The sequence below is a fragment of the Flavobacterium sp. Arc3 genome (genome assembly GCF_041431375.1).
Classification (GTDB): domain Bacteria; phylum Bacteroidota; class Bacteroidia; order Flavobacteriales; family Flavobacteriaceae; genus Flavobacterium.
Genome location: NZ_JASMRI010000009.1, coordinates 35,429 through 58,638, shown reverse-complemented (window position 1 = coordinate 58,638; position 23,210 = coordinate 35,429). Strand labels below are relative to the sequence as shown.

18 protein-coding genes and 1 pseudogene are annotated in these 23,210 nt (G+C 32.7%); 12 read left to right on the top strand and 7 right to left on the bottom strand.

Annotated elements, in window-relative coordinates:
* Nucleotides 1-86: 86 nt before the first annotated feature.
* The 9 genes from ftsY to QO200_RS08185 all read left to right on the top strand — a co-directional run bounded on the left by ftsY (nucleotide 87) and on the right by QO200_RS08185 (nucleotide 7,454).
* Nucleotides 87-1,040, top strand: a complete 954-nt coding sequence (gene ftsY / locus QO200_RS08225) for a signal recognition particle-docking protein FtsY (RefSeq protein WP_371538592.1) — start codon at nucleotides 87-89, stop codon at nucleotides 1,038-1,040.
* 254 nt (nucleotides 1,041-1,294) lie between these two features.
* The gene (locus QO200_RS08220) at nucleotides 1,295-2,395 is read left to right on the top strand and encodes a sensor histidine kinase (RefSeq protein WP_371538591.1); all 1,101 of its coding nucleotides are present in this window, start codon (nucleotides 1,295-1,297) and stop codon (nucleotides 2,393-2,395) included.
* Nucleotides 2,395-3,729: a sigma-54-dependent transcriptional regulator gene (locus QO200_RS08215; protein ID WP_371538590.1), complete on the top strand. Its 1,335-nt coding sequence runs from the start codon at nucleotides 2,395-2,397 to the stop codon at nucleotides 3,727-3,729. The genes QO200_RS08220 and QO200_RS08215 overlap by 1 nt, the downstream gene beginning before the upstream one ends.
* A gap of 211 nt (nucleotides 3,730-3,940) precedes the next feature.
* Nucleotides 3,941-4,162: a hypothetical protein gene (locus tag QO200_RS08210; protein WP_371538588.1), complete on the top strand. Its 222-nt coding sequence runs from the start codon at nucleotides 3,941-3,943 to the stop codon at nucleotides 4,160-4,162.
* Between the two features lie 6 nt (nucleotides 4,163-4,168).
* Nucleotides 4,169-5,449: a Glu/Leu/Phe/Val dehydrogenase gene (locus QO200_RS08205; RefSeq protein ID WP_371538586.1), complete on the top strand. Its 1,281-nt coding sequence runs from the start codon at nucleotides 4,169-4,171 to the stop codon at nucleotides 5,447-5,449.
* A 90-nt stretch (nucleotides 5,450-5,539) separates the two neighbouring features.
* The gene (locus QO200_RS08200) at nucleotides 5,540-5,956 is read left to right on the top strand and encodes a GreA/GreB family elongation factor (RefSeq protein ID WP_371538584.1); all 417 of its coding nucleotides are present in this window, start codon (nucleotides 5,540-5,542) and stop codon (nucleotides 5,954-5,956) included.
* A complete protein-coding gene (locus tag QO200_RS08195) occupies nucleotides 5,953-6,075 on the top strand; it encodes a hypothetical protein (protein ID WP_371538582.1) in 123 nt (40 codons plus the stop codon). The genes QO200_RS08200 and QO200_RS08195 overlap by 4 nt, the downstream gene beginning before the upstream one ends.
* Nucleotides 6,076-6,733: 658 nt before the next feature.
* On the top strand, nucleotides 6,734-7,177 hold the full coding sequence (locus tag QO200_RS08190) for a lipocalin family protein (RefSeq protein WP_371538581.1): 444 nt from the start codon (nucleotides 6,734-6,736) through the stop codon (nucleotides 7,175-7,177).
* A complete protein-coding gene (locus QO200_RS08185; RefSeq protein WP_371538579.1) occupies nucleotides 7,158-7,454 on the top strand; it encodes a DUF721 domain-containing protein in 297 nt (98 codons plus the stop codon). Before QO200_RS08190 ends, QO200_RS08185 begins: the two co-directional genes overlap by 20 nt.
* A 456-nt stretch (nucleotides 7,455-7,910) precedes the next feature.
* Here QO200_RS08185 and QO200_RS08180 read toward each other — a convergent pair whose 3' ends face one another.
* The 7 genes and pseudogenes from QO200_RS08180 to QO200_RS08150 form a co-directional block, all read right to left on the bottom strand.
* Nucleotides 7,911-8,066 (bottom strand): hypothetical protein, encoded by a 156-nt coding sequence (locus tag QO200_RS08180; protein ID WP_371538577.1) that lies wholly within the window; start codon nucleotides 8,064-8,066, stop codon nucleotides 7,911-7,913.
* Nucleotides 8,067-8,224: 158 nt separating this feature from the next.
* Complete coding sequence (locus QO200_RS08175) at nucleotides 8,225-9,028, bottom strand: 4'-phosphopantetheinyl transferase superfamily protein (protein ID WP_371538575.1); 804 nt, start codon at nucleotides 9,026-9,028, stop codon at nucleotides 8,225-8,227.
* Nucleotides 9,015-11,675, bottom strand: coding sequence for an amino acid adenylation domain-containing protein (locus QO200_RS08170; protein ID WP_371538573.1), 2,661 nt, complete (start codon nucleotides 11,673-11,675; stop codon nucleotides 9,015-9,017). The genes QO200_RS08175 and QO200_RS08170 overlap by 14 nt, the downstream gene beginning before the upstream one ends.
* Nucleotides 11,676-11,789: 114 nt before the next feature.
* The gene (locus tag QO200_RS08165; RefSeq protein ID WP_371538571.1) at nucleotides 11,790-15,788 is read right to left on the bottom strand and encodes an amino acid adenylation domain-containing protein; all 3,999 of its coding nucleotides are present in this window, start codon (nucleotides 15,786-15,788) and stop codon (nucleotides 11,790-11,792) included.
* A gap of 286 nt (nucleotides 15,789-16,074) precedes the next feature.
* Nucleotides 16,075-17,142, bottom strand: coding sequence for a thioesterase domain-containing protein (locus tag QO200_RS08160; protein WP_371538570.1), 1,068 nt, complete (start codon nucleotides 17,140-17,142; stop codon nucleotides 16,075-16,077).
* Nucleotides 17,143-17,148: 6 nt separating this feature from the next.
* The gene (locus QO200_RS08155; protein ID WP_371538784.1) at nucleotides 17,149-17,415 is read right to left on the bottom strand and encodes a hypothetical protein; all 267 of its coding nucleotides are present in this window, start codon (nucleotides 17,413-17,415) and stop codon (nucleotides 17,149-17,151) included.
* A gap of 160 nt (nucleotides 17,416-17,575) precedes the next feature.
* Nucleotides 17,576-17,887, bottom strand: a pseudogene (locus QO200_RS08150) (AMP-binding protein); the annotation flags it as partial.
* A gap of 442 nt (nucleotides 17,888-18,329) precedes the next feature.
* Between QO200_RS08150 and QO200_RS08145 the strand changes: the two are divergent.
* From QO200_RS08145 to QO200_RS08135, 3 genes are read left to right on the top strand one after another with little or no spacing between them, the layout of a single operon-like run.
* Nucleotides 18,330-18,860, top strand: a complete 531-nt coding sequence (locus tag QO200_RS08145; RefSeq protein WP_371538569.1) for a T9SS type A sorting domain-containing protein — start codon at nucleotides 18,330-18,332, stop codon at nucleotides 18,858-18,860.
* Nucleotides 18,861-18,864: 4 nt separating this feature from the next.
* A complete protein-coding gene (locus QO200_RS08140; RefSeq protein WP_371538568.1) occupies nucleotides 18,865-19,605 on the top strand; it encodes a hypothetical protein in 741 nt (246 codons plus the stop codon).
* Nucleotides 19,602-22,049 carry a fibronectin type III domain-containing protein gene (locus QO200_RS08135; RefSeq protein WP_371538567.1) on the top strand — a complete coding sequence of 816 codons (2,448 nt, stop codon included), beginning with the start codon at nucleotides 19,602-19,604 and terminating at the stop codon, nucleotides 22,047-22,049. The genes QO200_RS08140 and QO200_RS08135 overlap by 4 nt, the downstream gene beginning before the upstream one ends.
* The last annotated feature ends 1,161 nt before the right edge of the window (nucleotides 22,050-23,210 follow it).

Below are 23,210 nucleotides of genomic sequence, written 5' to 3'. Positions count from 1 at the left end.
TAGCTTTTTTATTTTATATCTTTACCGTTCTGAAGAGAGTGTTAGTTCATTGTGTCTAATGCTTCATTCCTAACACTGTTAATACAATGAGTTTTTTCAAAAGAATATTTTCATCGGAAAAAAAAGAGACTTTAGATAAAGGTCTTGAAAAATCAAAAACAACTTTCTTTTCTAAGTTAAGTAAAGCTGTTGCAGGAAAGTCTAAAGTTGACGATGCTGTGTTGGATAATTTAGAGGAAATTCTTGTTTCCTCCGATGTAGGGGTTGATACCACTCTTAAAATCATTACTCGTATTGAAAGTCGTGTTGCGGCTGATAAATATCTTGGTATTGATGAACTCAATAAAATTCTTCAAGAAGAAATTTCAGGTTTGCTTTCCGAAACCAATACTGGGGAAGCAACAGAATTTGTAATTCCAAAAGATAAAAAACCTTACGTTTTAATGGTAGTGGGTGTAAATGGTGTTGGTAAAACAACCACCATAGGAAAACTTGCGTACCAATTTAAAAAAGCAGGCTATAAAGTAGTTTTAGGTGCAGGAGATACGTTTCGTGCCGCTGCAATAGATCAATTACAAATTTGGGCTGACAGAGTAGGAGTTCCTATTGTTAGACAAAATATGGGGTCTGATCCCGCTTCTGTAGCATTTGACACCTTGCAATCTGCGGTGGCTCAGGATGCTGATGTCGTAATTATCGATACAGCAGGACGCTTGCACAATAAAATTAATCTGATGAATGAGTTGACAAAAGTCAAACGTGTGATGCAAAAAGTTATTTCTGATGCTCCTCATGACGTTTTGTTAGTTTTGGATGGGTCAACTGGTCAAAATGCTTTTGAGCAAGCGAAACAGTTTACAGCGGCTACTGAGGTAACATCTCTTGCTGTAACCAAATTAGATGGTACTGCAAAAGGTGGTGTCGTTATTGGTATTTCAGATCAATTTAAAATTCCCGTAAAATATATTGGTGTTGGTGAAGGAATAGAAGACTTGCAAGTATTCAATAAACATGAATTTGTAGATTCTTTCTTTAAATAAAATATCTTTATGAATTTATCTTCCATTAAGAATATACATCCGATCGTTTTGTACTTAATCAGCGTTATTTGCTTTGTTTTGTCAAATGTAATTCGAGACAAAAATGATGTTCTTTATTACGTATTGTTAATTGCAGGGGCATTATTTTTTATTTTTGGTTTCTTTAAAGCCAGGAAAAAGTGACTTAAAAGTAGTGTTGTAAGCACAGCTTTTGTTTAAGCTGATTTTCTATATAATCTATCACTTTGAGAACTATGGATTCCACTATATCTACAGAAGAAATACTTCAGGAGCGAATTAAAGAATTGTCTTGTTTATATGATGTTTCGTCAGTGATTGTTCAGCATGAAGAATCGATCTCGAAGACTTTAGATAAGATTTGTTCTATTTTAAAAAATGCTTGGCGATTTTCAGAGCAGTCAATAGTAGAACTGCAGCTGGAGGATTACTATTATTGCACAAGTGTAATTCCCGAAAATACTGTTTTTCAAAAGTCATCTTTAATCATTTTTAATGAAGGTAAAGGATATGTAAAAGTGCATTATCCATCAAATCAGTTTTCCAAAGAAAACTTTTTAGACGATGAAGAAAAGCTGCTTAATAAAGTCTCTTCAGATATTAGTGTATTTTATGAGCGACAATTAAATATAGGGAAAGAAGAACTGTTGAAACGAAGTGTAGAACGGGCAGATCGTCTCTCTATTTTAGGAGAAATTACTGCAGGTAGCGCTCACGAATTAAATACGCCACTAGGAAATATTCTTGGTTTTGCTGAGTTCATCCGAGAACGAACTAAAGATAAACAATCGCAACTAGACAGTGATAAGATTATTAAGGCTGCCATTTATTCTAGAGAAGTGGTTAAGAAGCTTATGTTTTTTTCATGCGAAATGCCACAAAACATGAAGTTTGTTAAAGTTATACCTATCATTTCGGAAGCATTAAGTCTATTGGGACCAAATTTTAAAAAAGCCGAAATTAGATATGAGTTTGACTTTAAAGATGCGCAATTAGAAGCACAGCTCGATCCCATTCAACTTACCCAAGTTTTATTTAACATTCTGATAAATGCTATTTATGCGGCTCCTAAAGATACGGTCATTAAAGTAAAGGTATATTCAGAAGAGGCGAATTTTGTTATTGAAATTGCCGATCTTGGACCTGGTATAGACAAAGCATTGAAGTCTAAAATATTTGAACCTTTTTTTACTACAAAACCTATTGGTGAAGGGTCTGGTTTGGGACTTAGTGTAGTACATGGAATTGTTAAAAGTCATAAAGGGGATATTCTCTCTATTGATAATATACCACAAGGAACTATTTTCCAGGTAAGATTACCCTTAAAGATGATGTAATGAAATTAAAGAAAGAAAATATTCTAATTGTTGACGATAATTATGATATGCTGGAATTGCTTCATCGCAATTTGAAAGCTCAAAATTTTCATACTTATAAAGCCTCTTCTGTTGTGGAGGCAATAGAGATATTAAAATTCAGTACTATAGATTTGTTAATTACTGATTTGCAAATGCCTGGTATTAATGGAATTGAACTGATAAAATATGTTCAGGAACATTTCCCTACTATTCCAAAACTCGTTATTACCGGATTTCCTTCAGTAGATAGTGCTGTTGAAGCCGTAAAATCAGGAGCTTTAGATTATTTAGCAAAACCTTTTACTAATGATGAGTTAAAAAAGGCTGTACAAGCTTTAATTGACTCAAAATGGGATACTAAAAAGAGTACAGAGGAAATTAGTATCAGTTCTACCAATAAAATAAATGAATACGCAGGAATCGTGGGGCAGTCTCAACAGATTGTGCAATTAGTAGATTTAATCCAACGGGTTAAAGATAACAGAGCTACCGTATTGATTCAAGGGGAGAGTGGTACAGGAAAGGAATTAGTAGCCAGAGCGATTCATTATGAAGGCGCTTTTTCTTCTAAGCCTTTTATTGCCGTAAACTGTGGTGCTATACCAGAGAATTTAATGGAATCGGAACTTTTTGGATATGTAAAAGGGGCTTTTACTGGTGCTAATGATACCAGAGATGGTTTTTTTCAAGCCGCAGCTGGTGGTACTATATTTTTGGATGAAATAGGAACAGCTCCGTTAGCAGTTCAAACCAGATTGTTACGAGTATTACAAGAAAAGGAGGTAAGTATGATTGGTTCTCAGAAAACCCAAAAAATAGAGCTGAGAATTATAGCTGCTACTAACAATGATTTATATGAAATGTCTAGTAAAGGCAGCTTTCGTGAAGATCTTTATTATAGATTAAATGTAGTGAATATTGAAACGCCTCCGCTCCGTAATCGTAAAAACGACATAAGGCTATTGATAACAACTTTTCTTAATAAATACGGTGCCGAGTATAATAAACCTAAAATTACTATTGCAGAGAAGGCTATTTTGGTTTTAATGCGTCATTCTTGGCCAGGAAACGTTAGGGAATTAGAAAACGTTATTCAAAGAATGATTATCATGAGTGGTGATCAAATTGAAGTAGCAGATATTCCTGAATACTTAAAATATCCTATGCCTTTTGAAAAAGAAGAACTTAGAACATTAAAAGATATTGAGAAAGCTCATATTCTAAAAGTACTTGCGGCGGTTGATAACAATAAAACCCGAGCTGCGGAAATTCTTCAAATTGATAGAAAAACACTACGTCAAAAAATTGAGTAATATCTCCTATTTACTCGAGGAATTTCTCCTCTTTCGGGGAATTTCTCCCCACTGATTTTTACCATAATATATTTTACATTTTATATAAACCCTTTGTTTACAAGGGTTTTGTTGTTTGTGCTGTTCTCGTATGTCCCATTGGCATGTAGTTTGTCTATTGTCATGGAAACAATTGCTGTTTTTTACTAAACAAACATTAAAATTAGATGAAATGAACATTCTAGAGAAACAAGGAATTAGTTCTATTCCTGCAGCCATTAAAAGAAAAGTCAAAAGAGATAAAGTGATAATTGACTTGGATTTTTCTGTCGGTGCAAACGAAGAATCGGTTTTTAAAGGAGAAGTGAATGTGGGATTGTGTATCAATTGTGATAGGAATATGCATTGTACTTGGCAGCGTAATAACAAAATATTTTGTGAACATTATCAATAAATTAATATGATAGCTATAAAAGAAGCAACAAAAAGAAGCATGCTTGACAACGTAATGGAACAGTTTAATAAAACAGCTGATTCTATTAACTTAAATTCAAACATTAGAAAAATTTTATCAATAACAAATAATGAAATTATACTTCACTTTCCTGTAAAAATGGATAATGGTGCAGTTCAGATTTTTACAGGATATCGTGTCCAGCATAATAATGCATTGGGACCATATAAGGGAGGACTGCGTTATCATCCAACTGTAAATGTTGATGATGCCAAAGCACTTGCGATGTGGATGACTTGGAAAACTTCACTAGCGGGCTTGCCTTATGGTGGTGCAAAAGGAGGAATCCAAATAGATCCTCGTGATTATTCGATAGGTGAATTAGAACGAATTACACGCCGTTTTACGTATGCTTTAGGAGAAAACATAGGGCCTGAACATGATATTCCGGCACCAGATGTCAATACTAACGAGCAAACTATGGCTTGGATGGCTGATACTTTCATGTCTACTAAGTCATCATCAGAGCGCTCTCGTAATCAGCATGTCGTAACAGGGAAACCAGTTGGTTCAGGTGGTTTAGAAGGAAGAAACCGCTCTACTGGTTACGGAGTGTATTTGACAATTAAATTGTTGTACAAAAGCCGAGGAGAAAGTTTAGAAGGTAAAAAGTTTATTGTTCAAGGTTTTGGTAATGTAGGATATTGGACTTCTCATTTTTTAACACAAGAAGGAGCTGTTCTACTCGCTGTACAAGATGCTCACGCCACTATCATCAATGAAAATGGAATCGCAGTAGAGGAATTATTTGAGCATTCTAAACCAAGAAAAGGATCTATTCAAGGATTCGCAGGTGCAGAAGAAATTGATCCAGAATTATTTTTTGCGCTTCAATGTGACATTCTTATTCCTGCTGCATTAGGAAATCAAATTACAGAGGATAATGCCTATTTAGTTAAAGCGAATGTTATCGCTGAGGGTGCTAATGGACCAATCGATACCGAAGGTGAAAAGATATTACTGCAGAATGGAATTACTATTATTCCTGATATTTTATGTAATTCTGGAGGTGTAATAGGAAGCTACTTTGAGTGGTTGCAAAACAGGAATGGAGAACTTTGGCAACTTGAAGAGGTGATGCAAAAGATTGACAAAAAACTTTCAGAGGTGTTTTATAAAGTGGAAGGGCTTGTTAAGGAAGGTAAAATAGACTGGAGAACAGCAGCTTATATTTTAGCAATTACAAGAATAGAAACCGCTTATATTCAAAGAGGTATTTTTCCTTAATCTTTTTATTAATTCTGTTAGATTTTAAAAACCTTTATAGTTATTACCCATTTCTATAAAGGTTTAAAATTTATACGTTATAACTAAATTATGAAATACGGTCAAATAATAATAGATAAGAGTGAGTATGATTTACTAAAAGGAAACATAGAAAACTCAAGGAGCCATGAAGATAAAATATACAGAGACTCAATTAAAAAATTAAAATTAGAGCTGGAAACGGCTAAAATTGTAGAAGATAGAATGGTGCCAGAAGATGTAATACGGTACAATTCTATTGTATGTATTAGAACTTCTTTTAATGTTGAACGCAGCTATCAAATTGTAACTCCTGAAAAAAGCAATATTCAACAAAACAAGATATCTATTTTGTCCCCTATGACATTGGCTCTCTTTGGCTATGCAACAGGAGATGAAATTGTATGGCAGTTTCCATCAGGAATGAATACGATTAAAATTATTGGAGTAAAGCAACAAGGTCGAACTATAGGAACTGAAACAATATGAAAGATTTAATTTATAAGCACGAGACAATTGACGACATTCAAATGAAGTTCATGGACAGAGATATTGAGCGGTGGAAAGAAGACCTTTCTATTGTTAGAGTAGAGATTCTTTTTTTTTAAAGGATGTTACATTCCTCCATTTTTAGAGTTTTGAATTCGAATCAGCAAAAGAAGGGAAATTTGATCACTGACTTAACTAACGTTAAAGATATAAACGAATCCTACAGTGATAGTTTAGTCGAATTCGTTAATAAATTAGAAATGATTAGAGAGTGTGATGATGTGCAGTGTGAGACTTTTTATTTAAATAATCATACTAGATTTAGGGCAGATATTGAGAGTCATTTTTCAGCTTATCGATTTTACAAGATGAATGTTATTTTGTTTTTTGATATTTGTTTAGAAGACGTTGCCTAAAACAAAAGTTTGGCTTTTGTTATCGAAAAAGTAAACGGAATTGCATTTTTTTACTAGCGGTGAGCAGTAAGGTTTTGTGTTTATTTTTATCTTAGGCCTAAAATCTAAAATGAGTTCGTTCTATGGGATCTTTATTTCACTAACCTCTTTGATAAAAAATAAACAAAATAATTTAATGTGTTTTGCTATTTTTGTTTTCTTTGAATTTTATAAGGTTAACTTTGTGGCATAAAAAGAACAAACTTATTTATTCAAAATACCTAGCCCTGATTGAAGCGGAAATCCTTTTTATTTTTCTTTTAAAAATGAAAAGATTATAGCGGAAAGCGGGAAAAAGCTTCAAATAAAACATATAATTGATATGAAAAATACCTTTAGAATTTTAGTGCTGTCATTGTTTTTTGTGGGTTGTCAGCAAAAGATTGAACCTGCTGATATTGCCAAGATAAATGGGTATTGGGAAATAGAAAAAGTGGTCTTTGATGAAGGGAAAGACAAGGATTATAAAATGAATGAAAGTTATGATTATTTTGATATTTCCAAGAACAATAAGGGAACCCGAAAGAAAGTAATGCCACAATTAGATGGTAGTTTTTTAGTTAATGACACGTATGAGAATGTTGGGGTACGATTTAAGGATGATAAAGTGTTCTTGGATTATTCCACTCCATATGCAAAATGGAGTGAAGAGTTAATCACTATATCGGATACCGAGTTAGTGGTTCGAAATGAAGAGAAGAAGGAATATCATTATAAGAAAACGGGACCAATAAATTTGACAGGCGATGGCGAAAAGACTAAATAATCAAAGTACAGTAGGGGATGTTTTAAAGCAAATTATCCAAGTGAATAAACTGCAACCAGGAATGGACCAGATTGACGTTAAGGACGCTTGGAAAAACCTGATGGGAAACGGGGTTAACAGTTATACTAAAAATGTGGTATTGAAAGGAAGTACGTTGTATGTTGAGTTAAGTTCGTCAGTACTTCGTGAAGAATTAAGCCACGGAAGAAGTAAAATTGTAAAAATGATCAATGAAGAACTGCGTCGCGATGTGGTAAAGGATGTGGTTTTAAGGTAACTATTTTTTAGTTTTCTGTTTTGAACTTAAAAATAGTACGTTTAAGCTATTTGAGGTGTTCTAAAAACACACTTCTTTTTTGACACAATTTGCTCTTTTCTAGTTTGCTGTTTTGAAATAGCGCTATTTAAGTTATTTCGGTACCATTGCAATTTTGAACTATTCTCCTCTTTAATTCTGAGGAAAATAGTGCCAATTATAAATTGTGTTTTTTATCAGTTTGACTTCAATAGGGAGGTGTTATTTTTTTAAGTTATTTGTTAACGCTTTTAAATTATCAAAGTTTCCTCATTATTGTAACTTTTAGGGCTACTTATGCTTTCATTATTTATTCTCAGCTCCAAATACAGTTTTGGATGTCTCCAATGAAAAAATGGATAGCTGTTTAGGAACAGAACTATATTTCACTACAAGTTCTGCTCTACAAAAAGGCATTACAGCTTCGGCAGGATATTCTTAAATATTTGGTTCAACAACATTAGAAAGAATAAAAGGGGGGAATTCGAGCAGTACAAACAACTGGGTTTGGGTCATGGTTTCATTTAGTCCTAGAATATTCGCTACAATATAGTGTAGTCTGTTGTTTCTAAAACCTAAACTGATTAGGATCATTTATTTTTAAACTAAGAATGTAATTTTGATGCTTTCTAAAACGATGATTTGAATTAGTGGTTATATGATAACTACGCTTTGGTTGTATAAATAAAAAGTAGATTCGAGTATATCAAATAATTTATCGGTTATAGTTTTAATGAATTGAATTTCAATCGTTAATCTGCGATATTATTTCTTATTCGAGTCATTTCCAGTAAATCTTTCATGGTATTTGGGATAGTATATACTACTAAATTTTCAGAAATTGTGGACAAGCTATTATAAGCGACTGTACCCAAATAATGCTCTGCAAGATCAAAACTGTAAAGCTGCCAGTTTTCAGTATTTTTTAATAGGTTAGAATCTATAATATGGTTTCCATCTAAACATGGAATGTATTTAAAATCTTCATCGATACCTTTTCCCAACCCCTTCACAAAAGCTTCTTTTCTTGTCCATAATGTGTAAAAGGCAGATTTTTTATTAATAGCATTTTGAATTATCGAAATTTCCTTATCCTCAAAAACATCTGGAACTACGTTTGCAAAGTCAAAATCTTTAGACATATATTCAATATCGATTCCAACTTTTTTACGTGAAATTGCAATAACGGCATAATCTTCAGAATGCGAAATATTGAAATGTAACCAAGGGTGAGTGGCTAAATAGGGTTTTTTATTGACGGTGTAATCAAAGTGCGTACTTTTTACATCCAATTGAGTGTGAGCTGATAAAACAAATTTTAAAATTGACCTATAAATAATGAATCGGTTTCTGTCTATTTCTTTGTGAAATCGTTCGGCTCTTTCTACTTCTTTGGAATTAAGAAACTTAACTAAGTCAGATTTTAATTCGATAAAATGGGGTAAGTAAATGCTATAAATAATCAAATCATTAGAACTCAATGAATGATTTTTATTAGGACTTAATGGAGCCGCCATTATATTTGAAAAAGAAATAAAAACGTTAGATTTCTGCATGGTTTTTATCTAAAAGATCCTGAATTATTTTAGCTAAAACTTTGTCATTTGGTGGTGCTACAATGTCTAAATGATTACCTGAGATATCATGAATTGTAACACCTTTTAGTGCTGCTTTTTTCCACCCTAAATACATAGGATCTCTTTTATATTTCGTATCATCTTTTGATCGAAATAAATCTACTTTAATGTTTTGTGGTTTAAGGTGGTAACGATCAACGATTTTCGTAACCATATGATTAGCAGCTATAAATTGCTCAAGTGCTAACGCTTCTTGATCAGTCATAATATCAGGCATGCCAAAATATTTTTTTTGTATATACTCTTTTTTCGATCTAATGCGCAATTTAAGAGACGTCCAGCTAGTCAGCATTTCCTTTAAATAATCCAACCTCTTATAAGTAAAGTCATAATATTTCACTAATTTTTTTTGCCTATGAGATCCATAGTAATAAGATGAATCTACATAAGTGTCTAATAATGCAATAGTACTCACTGTTTTACTTCTCTCCCTTAATTGGCGGGTCATTTCAAAAGCAACAATCCCACCAAATGAAAAACCAGCTAAAGCATAAGGACCTTTTGGATTTATTTTTATAATAGCATCTATGTAATGAGATGCCATATCTTCAATTGATTCATACCATTTATCATATGGCTTAGAATTACCCTGAAGTCCATAAATAGGTTGGTCTTCATCAAAATGTTTACCTAAATTATAAAAATTTAAAACATTTAATCCTGCTCCATGAACAATGAAAAGTGGTACTTTATTTCCGTTAGGTTTTATTGCAACTAAGCAATCTGAATTAATTTCGCTATCCTGTAATAGTCTAGCGAATTTTTCAATTGTTGAATGTTGAAATAATGCAGATAGAGGAATTCTTTTGCCAGTATGTTTTTCTATTTCAAACATAACTTTTACTGCCTTGATGGAATGTCCGCCAATTTCGAAAAAATTACTAAAAATATCGATAATTTGTAAATTTAAACTTTCTTTCCAAATATCAGCCACTATCTTTTCATCTTCTGTTCGAGGTGCAGTAAATTGGGTTTGTGTATTTATTTTATATTGTGATAATGCTTTGCGATCTATCTTCCCGTTAGGAGTGGTTGGCATTTCCTCCAGAATATTAAAATCATGAGGGAGTAAGTGTACTGGTAATTTTTTTGCCAATTCTTCTTGCCATAAAGGTATTTGCAATTTTGCACTTTCTACGCTAGAAACAGGTATAATATGAGCTATAAGGAAATTTTCATCAGCTAGGACAACAACATTTTTCACACCATCAAGTAAAAGTAGTGATTGCTCAACCTCACCAGGTTCAATACGGTGGCCTCTTATTTTAACTTGTTGGTCTATACGGCCTAAACATTGTAGTTCATTATTGGGAAGGAGTTTCCCTAAGTCACCGGTACGATATAAGATATCATTTTTACTATTAGAAAATTTGTTGTCAATGAATTTTTCAGCGGTAAGCTCAGGTCTATTCCAATACCCTATTGCAACCCCATCACCACCAATGGCAATTTCACCAATACCTCCAGGTGCGACAAGTTCATTTTGATCATCAATTAAATAAAGTTGTGTGTTTGCGATAGGAGTACCAATGGTAATTATTTCATCGTCAGTTTTTATTTGTTTAACAGTTGAGTATATTGTAGTTTCTGTAGGTCCATAGACATTCCAAAGTGTATCACATTTCGTTAAAAGTTCTTTTGCAAGATCTGTGGGCATTGCCTCACCGCCACATAGCGCCTTAATTGGTAATGATTTAGACCAGCCAGAATTTAAAAGCATGGACCAAGTTGTAGGTGTAGCTTGTAAAAAACTAATGTTTTCTTGCTCTATTAATTCCAACAAGAGCCTTCCGTCTTTAGCAGTTTCATTTTCACATAGTATTAATGTTGCTCCTTTAGAAAGCGGTAAATACAATTCGCAGCCCGCAATATCAAAGGAGATTGTAGTGATGGCGAGTACTCTGTCACTTTCGTTAATACTAGGTTCCAATGCCATACTACAAAGAAAGTTCACTAAATTTTTATTCGTAATAGGAACTCCTTTTGGGTTACCGGTTGATCCTGAGGTATATAGTATGTATACCAAATCATCTGTAGAAATAGTAAAGTCAATTGACACTGTAGGATAATGGTCTAATGTGTTCATGGCCTCTTCTATAAATAGAGTATTTGGCCATGAAGGTAAAGATTGATATAGCGATTTATGGGTTAATAAAATTTTAGCCCCAGAATCAGTAAGCATAAATTCTAAACGTTCTTTAGGATAATTAGGATCTAATGGAATGTAGGCAGCGCCACATTGCATAATAGCTAATAAAGTATAAATCAGCTCTGGACTCCTTGAAAATGATACTGCAATAAAATCACCGGACTGAATACCTTGATCTTTAAAATAATGTGCTAATTGATTTGCCTTCTTATGTAACTCAAGATAAGTAATTTTAGAATTATGAAATTCTAAAGCAATATTGCCAGGAGTCAGCTCTGCTTGCTTTCGTAGCAATTCAATCAAAGTTAACTCTGGATATTGAATATCAGTATTATTTAGAATACTGTAATCAGCTAAATAATCAGTTCCTATTAGCCTTGCTAATGGATCCTTTAGGTCATATAATGAGTTATTCATGATTTCTTAATATCATAATGTTTTTGTTATATACAGCTCAAATGAGCTTAAATAAAATTTAATAAGTCTTTTTAATATTGCAATAAATGCTTATTAATAGTTTTAAAGCACAAATTAGATTTTTGCATGTTTGTTATCTAATAGTTCTTGAAGCATTCTCGCTAAAACTTTATCATTTGGAGGGGCTACAATATTAAGATGATTGCCAGTGATATTATGAATGTTAACTCCGTTTAAAGCTGCTTTTTCCCATCCTAAGTGAGTTGGGTCTAATTTGTAGTTCTGATCATCTTTTGCTCGAAATAATTCCACTTCAAGATCCTGGGGAATAAGATGATAGCGATCAACTATTTTATTAACCATATGATCCGCTTCTATAAAGTGTTCAAGTGCGACAGCCTCTTGTTCAGTTATATTATCTTTTAGACCTAAATATTTTTTTTGTAGATGTGTTTTTTTCGAGTTAAAACGTAATATTAAAGACTTCCAGCATGTGAACATTTGAATTAAATAATCTAATCGTCTGTAGGTGCGATCATAATATCGTACTAGTTTTTTCTGTAAAGAGGATGAATAATAATACGATGAATCTACATAGGTATCTAATGCTGCAATTAAACTTACTGTTTTACCTTGTTTCTTTAATTGACGAGCTATTTCAAAAGCAACGATACCTCCAAATGAAAATCCAGCTACTGCGTAAGGACCATTTGGATTTATTTTAACAATTGATTTAATATAGGTAGCCGCCATAGCTTCGACGGATTCAAACCAATTTTCATAACCATTAGGTCCTATCCCTTGAAAACCATAGATTGGTTGGTCTTCATCAAAGTGATGAATTACATGTGCAAAATTTAAAATATTAAGTCCAGACCCATGAACGATAAAAAGAGGCGTTTTACTACCTTTCGGTTTAAGTGGTACCAGATAATCTGCCAGAATTTCGTTTTCGACATTTAATAATTTTGCAAATTTCTCTATAGTTGAGTGTTGAAATAATGCAGAAAGAGGAATTCTTATACCTGTTTTTTTCTCTATCGCTACCATTACGTTTACCGCCATGATAGAGTGTCCGCCAATTTCAAAAAAGTTGCTAAAAATGTCAATACGCTCTTTTTTTAAAGTTTCTTGCCAAACTTCTGCGACTAGATTTTCTTCTTTTGTACGTGGAGCAGTGTATTTTTCTTCGCTTTCTGAATTGGATTTATATTCTAATAAAGCTGTACGATCTACTTTATCGTTCAGTGTTCGTGGCAATGTGTCAAGGATATGAAAAACATGCGGAACCATAAAAGTAGGTAATTGTGATGCCAATTCATTTCGCCATAATCTAATCTCATCAAGTTCTGACAGAAATTCATAATTGACTACAATAAAAGCAACAAGAATATCATTTTTAGCTAATACAATTGCTGATTTTACTCCTTCTATTGATGTCAAAGCATGTTCTATTTCACCAATTTCAATTCGATGGCCTCTTACTTTAACTTGATGATCAATACGCCCTAAGCACATTACTTCATTGCTTTTAAGTAACTTCCCTATATCACCAGACAGATACATGATAGCATCTTTTTTATCAGAAAATTTATTAGGAATATATTTTGCGGCAGTTAATTCTGGTTTTCCCAAATATCCTTTCCCAACTCCATCACCTCCAATGGCAATTTCACCAATCGCATTAGGTGGTAGCAGGTTCATTTTATCATCAACGATATAATATTGCATGTTAGCAATGGGAGCTCCAACAGAAATTATTGTTTCTTCGCTCTTTATATGTTTACAAGAAGAAAAAATGGTTACTTCAGTCGGCCCATACAAGGTCCATAGTTCCTCACTTTTTTGTATTAATTCCTTAGCCAATTTAGCAGGTAGCGGTTCCCCACAACACCATATTTTTATAGGCAGTTTTTTTGACCATCCAGAGTCCAAAAGCATTTGGTACGTAGTAGGTGTAGCTACAATTAAGGATATTTTTTCTTTGTCTAGCATTTCATAAAATAGTCTACCGTCACTTGATGTTTCATGGTCAGGTAATACTAATACGGCTCCCTTGTATAAAGGAAAAAACAATTCAAAACTAGCAATATCAAACGAAATGGTAGAGATAAAGGGAACTCTATCTGTTTCTTTTATGCCAGGCTCACTTTCTAAAGAGCAAAGTAAATTAACTATATTTTTATTGGTTATTTTAGCTCCTTTTGGTTTTCCGGTAGAACCAGATGTGTACAAAAGGTACAGTACATTTTCTGGATCGACATACCTATCTAGTTTTGTAGATGGATATTGATCTAATGACTGAATCGCGTCATCTATCAAAATTGTATTGGAACATTTTGGTAATGTTAAAGCTAAAGCGCTACTCGTTAATAAAAATGTAGCTTGGGAGTCTTCCATCATGTATTCTACACGTTTACTTGGGTACTCGTGGTCGAGGGGAAGGTATGCAGCACCACACTGGATAATTGCTAAAATAGCATATACTAACTCTGGGCTTCGTGGAAACGAAACAGCTATGTAATCACCTGATTTAACACCTTCTGCTTCTAAAAAATGCGCAAATTGATTTACTTTAATGTGTAAATCACGATATGTTATTTTAGTGTTTTTATATTCAAGAGCGATATTATTTGATGAAACTTCTCCTCGTTCATTTAGTAATTCTGATAATGAAACATTAGGGTATGGAGTTTCTGTATCATTAAGAGTTGTGTAGTCTGCTAAATAATCACGTTTTAAAAGATCAATTAATGGTCTGTTTTGCTCTACTATTAATTTATTTATAATGTCTTCAAATGAAACCATCATTTTATGGATAGTTTCTTCTTTAAAAAGGGAAGAGTTATAAGAACATTGAAAAGTGGGAACATTTTTTGACATGCAAGCATGAAGATGCAGTTCAAAGGAAGAGTATTTTCGGGGGTTAATTTTAAAATCATAAGTGAGTCCAATAAATGAAAAATCACTTTCGATATCCCGATTTAAATCAACGGTTAATGTAAGGGGAACCATGGGTACCCTAGAAGGGTCTCTAGCAAGTGTCAACTTAGTAAGAAGATGTCCAAAACTAATTTGATGATGTATTTTTGCTTGTAAAACCTCTGGATTTCTTTGTTTTAAGTATTCTAAGAAGCTGTTATTTGGGTCTATTTTACTTCGTATAGGTAGAAGGTTTGAACAATTACCAATCAAATGCTTCATGTCGTATTGAGTATTTCCTGAAATTGGAACTCCTACGACTAAATTATCTTGACCTGTAAGTTGGTATAAAAACACCTCGTATGCTGCAAGCAAAGTTGTTACTAAACTGCAACCTGCATTGCTCCCCAGATGTTTAAGTGAATTTATGAGTTTGGCATCAATAGTATAATCAAGACGTTCGCTATTATAAGTTCGTAAAGGAGGTCTAGTATAATCTATCGGTAATTCAACAACTGGAACAGATTCATTATAAATCGCAAGCCAAAAATCTTCGATTTCTTTCAGTTCATCGTTTTGTTTCAACGAATTTACTTTTGTAACATAGTCACTAAAGCGCTCTTGGGTTTTTAGTTTTGGTACCGTATTTTTAATAGATGCTGAATAAAGGATACTAAGTTCTTCAAGCATTATATTAATACTTAAACCGTCTCCAATAATATGATGGTGAGTTAGTATTACTTTATTTTCTAAATCATCAAATTTAATTAATTTAACTTTAAATAAAGGACCTTTGACAAGATCAAAAAGGGCATTAACTTCTTCATTAATTATAATTTCTAAGGCCTTTTCTTTTTGATTTGATGCAAGTGGAGAAACGTCATTATGGGATATTTTAATGGTACGGTCCTTATAGATATTCATATAAGCCCCATCTGAACTAAAAGAAGCTCTCAAACTTTCATGACGATGAACTAAAGTGTTTACGGCATGCTGCAATGCTGCAAAGATTAATTCTCCTTTGAATGAAATAGTATAAGATAGGTTATAGGCCTTATTTGCATCACTGCTTCCAATTAAACAATCCGTCCATATCTCTAACTGTGTATTGGTCGTATGAATGACACTTTCAATCTCAGTAGAAAGCGGATCGAATTGCGTTTTTTTGTACTTATGCGCTTGACCTTCCATTTTTAGTAGGATTTATATTTAATATTGATTTGGGAATCATAAAAGTAAGTTAATTATTTATAGTTATCAAAAACTTTAGCATAATTAAAATAAGTCAACTTTAATTTTGGTTAAGAACGAAATAGTATAAAATTTATATTTTACTAAAAACGGTTGTTTTTTATAGGTTTTTTTAAATTAGGTATTTGTAGATAGATTAACTCTTACTTTTTATATTATTCGTGTTGAAAAAATATTATTTAGTTAAATTTTAATTCTTTAAATTTTGTATTAGTAATAATTACGATTAACTAATCTTATGCTTTTTATTTAAAATATCCTGAAGTAATCCCGCTAAAACCTTATCATGTGGTGGCGCAACAATATCTAAATGATTTCCAGAAATATTATGGATTATGATATCTTGTAATGTCGCTTTTTTCCATCCCATATATTGAGGGTCTAACTTATATTCCATGTCATCTTTTGATCTAAATAAATCTATGACAAAGTTTTGAGGTTTAAGATGATAACGATCAACGATTATGTTAACCATATGATTCGCTTCTGTAAATTGTTCAAGAGCTAAAGTTTCCATTTCAGTCATTGTGTTGTCTTGTCCAAAATATTTTTTTAACAAATACTCTTTTTTTCCATTAGTACGCAGCTTTAATGACTTCCAACTCGTTACTATTTCTTTTAAAAAATCTAACCTTCTACGAGTAAGGTTACAGTATTGAACAAGTTTCTTTTGTCTATATGTTTTATAGTAATAAGAAGTATCAACATAAGTATCGAGTAAAGCTGTCAATATGACTTTTCTCCCTTGTTCTTTTAATTGACGGGTCATTTCAAAAGCAACTACACCACCAAAAGAAAATCCAGCCAAAGCATAAGGCCCTTCGGGATAAATTTTTACTATTGATTCTATATAATGTCCAGCCATTGCTTCAATTGATTCATACCAGTCGTCATACTTTTTTGCGGTACCTTGAAGACCATAAATAGGTTGGTCTTCGTCAAAATGCTTACTCAAATCAATAAAGTTTAGTACATTAAGGCCTGCTCCATGAATAATAAAGAGAGGTGCTTTGCTTCCGTTTGGTTTTAAAGGAACTAAACAATCTGAGTCAATTTCGATATCTGCATGTAGTAATTTGGCGAATTTTTCAACAGTTGCATTTTGAAACAATGCTGATAAAGGTATCTTTTTAGTTGTTTCTTTTTCTATTCTAATCATTATTTTTACAGCCATGATGGAGTGGCCCCCCATTTTAAAAAAGTTACTAGTAATATCTATTGAATCGATTGAGAGGGCTTCTTGCCAAATTGTAGCTACTAATTTTTTATTGTAATTTCTAGGTTTGGTAATCATACCATTTTAAATAGGCTTGGAATTACTTATTTTTAAGAGTGCATTTCGATCTAATTTGGCATTAGGGGTAATTGGAAGTTCTTTTACTATATTAAAATTATGCGGTATAAAATATTCGGGTAACCAACTAGCTAAATAGTTTTTCCATTCTTTTATTTTAGTATTACCTACCTCTTCATAATTTTCTAATAATATATAAGCAATAAGCATGTCATTATGACCTAATACAAATGCAGTTTTAATATTATCAATATTTTCAAGAGTTTGTTCAATCTCGCCTAGTTCAATACGGTAACCACGAATCTTTACCTGATCGTTTTGTCGTCCAATATATTCAATATCACCGTTAGGAAGCCATCTTGCAAAATCTCCTGTTAGAAATAGTTTACTGTTTTCTACATAAGGATTATCAATAAATTCCTGAAAGGCATAACTAGCCTATTTCACCTATAGGTTTTAATTGTAAAGAGTCTGATAAAAGATAAGCACCTGTATTACTGATTGGTTTTCCTATAGAAAGAGAATTTGAGGTTTTAATTTCAGCAGAATATTTAAAAGTAGTTGATGTGATCGTATTTTCTGTTGGATTATAATGGTTATAAAATTCAAAAACGCTCCCCAGTCTTTTGGCTAATTTTAAAGAACATACTTCTCCTCCAACTATTATTATTTTAAGTGATTGTAAATGTGAAATGTCACCTAATGTTTCTAAAAAAATTGGTGTAATATCTAAATGGGTAATTTTATTTTTCTTTGTTTTTTTATTTAAAGTGGTTTAAAACCAGTGAAATAATTATTTAATGTTTTGTTTATAGCCCTAATGATTTTGAAATATAAATAATAATCATAGGTATATTAAAAATTAAATATGAAGTGTTTAGTATAATACTAAATTAAATAAATCATCGTTATTTTGGGTAATTAATATTATCTGTTTTTTATTAACAATTGATTTTTCAAATGTGTTGTTTTTTGTCTAAGTAATATTTTACGATATGCTTTTAATTGTAGGATTTACTTGACACATCTATTTTTTTACTAATGAGCATTATTGTAAGTATATAGCTATTAATAATATATATGTTATGCTTTTTATCGGAAAAAAGTGCTATTATGTCGATTTTATTTTTTTGTTTATATATTTTAGCGGGGTGAATAACTAGAATTAATTAAAAGCGCTATAACCTTTGAAGTATCTAAAATTAAAATTTATTAACCTCATCGTAATTATGATGATGTTTTTTTCTTTTGAAGGTGTTAGTCAAAATACTCAAGAAAGCACAACGAATGTTATGGGAACCATAATTGCATCTGGTGACGACGCAAGTGGTAGCTATGGTTCAGTTTCTTATTCAATCGGGCAAGTATTCTATACCTACATTGGACAATCAGTTTACAATGTAGCCCAAGGCGTACAGCATGACCTACCGGATAATATTCTGAGTACAGCAGAGAATAGTATTGAACCTAAAATAGAAATATTCATTTTTCCGAATCCCACAACAGATTTTATTACTATAAATATGGAAGGACTTGAGTTGGGATATGTACAGCGATCTTATCAGCTATATGACATTCAAGGTAGGATTTTAAAACAAAATACAATCAGTCAAACTGAAACTCAGATTAATTTAAGTTATCTTAGTTCCTCTATATATATACTTCAAGTATATGGTGATAATGAAATTATAAAAACATTCAAAATAATAAAAAATTAAAATAATGAAATTTATACTTACTATATTATTATTTGTGACTGTTACGCTCAGTGCTTTTGCACAGTCACCAGAAAAAATGAGTTATCAAGCAATTATTCGAGGACAAGACAATAGCTTGGTAACGAATTCAAAAATAAGTCTTAAAATTATTGTACATCAAGGTACGGCAACGGGAACTATTGTTTACCAAGAAACACATTCGGTTAAGACAAATAATAATGGTTTAGTTTCTCTTGAAATAGGAACGGGAAAAATTGTTGTAGGCACTTTTAGTGGCATAGCTTGGGAAAAAGGACCTTATTTTATAGAAACACAAGTAGACGTGGCAGGTGGGCTTAATTATAATATTATTGGGATTACCCAACTATTGAGTGTGCCTTATGCTTTACATGCAAAAACGGCTGATAGATTAGTGGGTAGTAGCGCTACAAACACTATTTCTAAAGCTGCAATTATTCCATTTACTTCTTCTAGAAACATTACTAGTACGGATGTAAATAATACGATAGAATGTACAACGGCTGCTACTTTAACATTAACGGCTGCATTTGGAACTATGGGAATAGGAGATACTATCAATCTAGAAGCACATAATGGTGCTGTATTAACAATACAGGCGGCATCAGGTGTGACAATAAATTATAATGCAAGTGGAAGTGCAAAGTTTACTAGCACAAGTGGAAACGTAAGGTTTGGTTTTCTTAGAAAAACGGGACAAAACGCCTATATAATATCGGGACAATGAAAAAATTAACATACTATTTTTTACTCTTTTCGACAGCGGTTTTTTCACAAAATTATCAGTATGCTCTTGAGGAGGTTAAAAAGCCGCCAGGAGCACCAACTAATTTAGTCGTAAGCAACGTTACCAGCACGAGTGCATATTTGACATGGACAGCCTCGACCAATGCGTCGTCTGTAGTTGATTATATGATTTACAGCAAAACTGGTTTGCTGGTAAAGTCCTCTGGTAAAAGCACTAGTTATAGCATAACTGGACTTACTCCAGAAACAACTTATAGTTTAACTGTAAAAGCCAGTGATACCGATGGTAATTTAACGGCAGATAGTAACAGTCAAACATTGACAACAACAAAAGAATATACAGGAGTAAAAAATCAACCAGAAGAGATTGAATATTTCAAGGCATATTTATTGCCATTAGCACAAAAAGCTAATTTGCAACAAGCGCTTGATACTTATGGGGCTGTACGATTGGAAAAAGGAGATTATGCTGGCGTAGCTGTAGTTCTGCATAGTAATCAAAGTTTATACGGACACCCTACTACAAATAACATAACGAGTATAACAATTGCAGCAGGAAGTACTAATGTACATGTAGAGTCTTTAAAACCTGCTCAGGATAGTGTATTATTTATAGATTTTCAGGCAGGAAGTCCTATCACTAATTGCACTTTTAAGACCCTAAAGTATGCGCTAATAACAGCTACTAATGCAATGCTTGAAAATAACATCTTCCTTGATGTAATTGGAAATATACATTTTGATTGTAGTGCATCAGGTTATTTTAGAAATAATAGAATTATTAAACACATGGGTTATAATGCTAATATTCTTATAATGAGGGGAAATAGGATAACACCTAGTTATGGAAATGTGAATATACATTCAAATTTCCTGAGTTCTAATTTTGAGACAATGGACATTGACAATCTTGAGTCAGCTACATTTGTAGGTGTAGACTGTGAAACCTATGGAGGAGTTACAAGAGAATTATTACATTTTAATAAGGTAGATAGATTGAAAATCATAGCTGTTCAAGGAGGAATAAATTATGATAGTGGTTACGGGTACTCCAGTATAGATGCTGGTGAAGTTTGGTCTGTGAGAGGTGATGGAGGAGCTTCTACAGCGTCAAAGTTATCAGCTAGGACTAACAAATTAAATTTTGGTTTTTCAAATGATGCTTTCGTTAGGGGTGATGGTAAAGTTACAGGAGACTTAAGTTCATTTTACACTGATGAAGTTGAAAGAGTCTATACTCAGCATTTTGAATATAATGGTGTAGAGCAATCTTCAACTATTACTGACCCTACTATCATTTCAAAATTGAGTAATAGTATTTTAAGTACTAAGTATACACCTTGGGCAAGACCTAATTTTGAGGCTTTATCCGACCCATTGGGTGTGAACTGGAGAAAAGAAAGAATTGGTAAGCCCGATAGTACAAGTTACATTCAAAATTTAATTAATACTAATGGAGTAGCAGAGTTACCGGAAGGTGTATTTTATATAAGTTCAACTTTGAATATACCTAATGATGGTCATAGCGGAATTGTAGGAAAAGGTACAGGAAAGACTGTTATTTGTGGATTGGCGGATGATTTCCCTTTATTGACCGTTACTGTTGGAAATTTCGGAAATATTAATTTAGGTTTTTTAACTTTACAAGGTGGTAGTGATGGTTTGTACACTACGAATCCAAATTTAATGACCGCTTATCAAAGTATGAAATATGTCGTATTTAGAGATCAGGTTAATGGTATTCATACTAAAAATATATACGGTACAGATAATAACTTTTGGGAGCATTTATCTTTTGTAAATTGTACAAAAGGCATATTTAATGAGTCTAATATAGAACAAGCTAATGGAGAAATATTAGGAAGTGCCTATATGGATAAAAACGTTTTTTATAAATGTCAATTTATAGATTGTGATACATCAATGGATTTACATGGGAATAGAACATCCAATATGAATGCTTGGGTAGAATGTAAATATGATGGAGGAAAAACGGCAGTAAAGATGTCTGCGGAATCTACTATTTTTGCCAATTGTGATTTTACACGTTTCACAGGAGATTATACCTTTGATTGTGGTAATGTAAATATAATTAGTTGTAATTTTTATGATAACACAAATGCTATAGCCACTATTCAATCTTTATACGCTGACATAGAAGGTTGTAATTTTCTAGATAACATAAACTTTATGCGCTCTTACAGTTATAATACTTCAAATGTACACGTATTCAATTCAACAATAACTGGAGAAGCGATTATTAGTAATGCTGTAGGATCTCCTCCTTATACGCTGTACATAAATAGTAAGTTGTTGTCAAACTCTACTTTTAGTAAACTTTTATCAAGAACAGCTATAGATGTACCTACAGTATTTATAGATGCAATTCCTAATCCTTACCCACAACTTTTAGTGACTCAATAAAAAAATAGAACTATTTAGGTTTAAATACCATTTATTTTTCTAAAATAAATAATAATATAAACAGGGGTTCCGATTAAGCTTAATTAATTGGAACCTTTGTTTTTATCAGATCCTTCTAAATAATTTTTTTAAACAAAAAGGCAATTCTATTAAAAACTATCTGTTCGTTGGGCCAAACTACATCTTACGAATAAGATTCAGTAAGTATTTTCACTTTGCAGCGGTTAGGTGTTTTGGTAACTCCGTTTGCTTTTATTTGATTAACTATATTGGTATAAGTAATGGATTCTAAAAGCCCGTTGGCTTTAATTAGTTTGTGATGATAGTTTTTCGTCAGTTTCGACTTCTATTTTGGGCGGGGTTGTATCGAGAACAAGAACAATTTCATAGAAAAAACACCTCCCTGCCCCCTCCCAGCCGCCTAAAAGGGGGGGTAGGAGTGCTTCTAACTATACGTGCGTTATTTTATATTCCTTTTTTGTAAAAAAAATATTCAGGCTTATGCTTTAATAATTAGACCCAAGAGCTAAGAGTTTCGTTGGGTGCTTAGCGCTAACAATGAAACTGCCGTTGAATGGCGGGTTTTGGCTTTTGCTTCTAGCTGTTTTTGTGGCTGATTGGAGTTCACAACGGGGATGCGTTCGTGTACCTCCTTTTATTCTTCGGTTTCATAAATGGATTTCCTCTTGAGGTCTTTTAGTCTGTTGAGGGCACCTAATACCTCGAGTTCCTTGTCGTTTAGTTTAGAAAACCTATTCCTTTTTTTATTGGATCGCACTGCTATTAGTCAAAAATGTATTTCATCGGATTTTAAAATCCTTTTGAACCGATTTGTTCTTTAAAATTTTAAACCTTATGCAATTTACTATATTTTTGAAAAAAAATAAAAAGAGCGCAATGAAAAAAAGTTGCTTTTAGCCGTTCAGGGTATTCGCCTATGGGTGGGAATGTCCTTCGAGACGCTCAGGAAGACTACACAAGCAGTTTTCTGTTTCCGTGTGGTTAGTCTTAGTACTGATATAATATGGTACTATGCAAAGAGCGCTGTGGGTTTTACTTGCCATTAAGTGGGTTTTATATCTAATATATCGATTGTGAATTTAAAAAATAGAATGTGTATAACTAAGTAACGCTAAAGCAAATTGTTGTGCTATGGTGGTA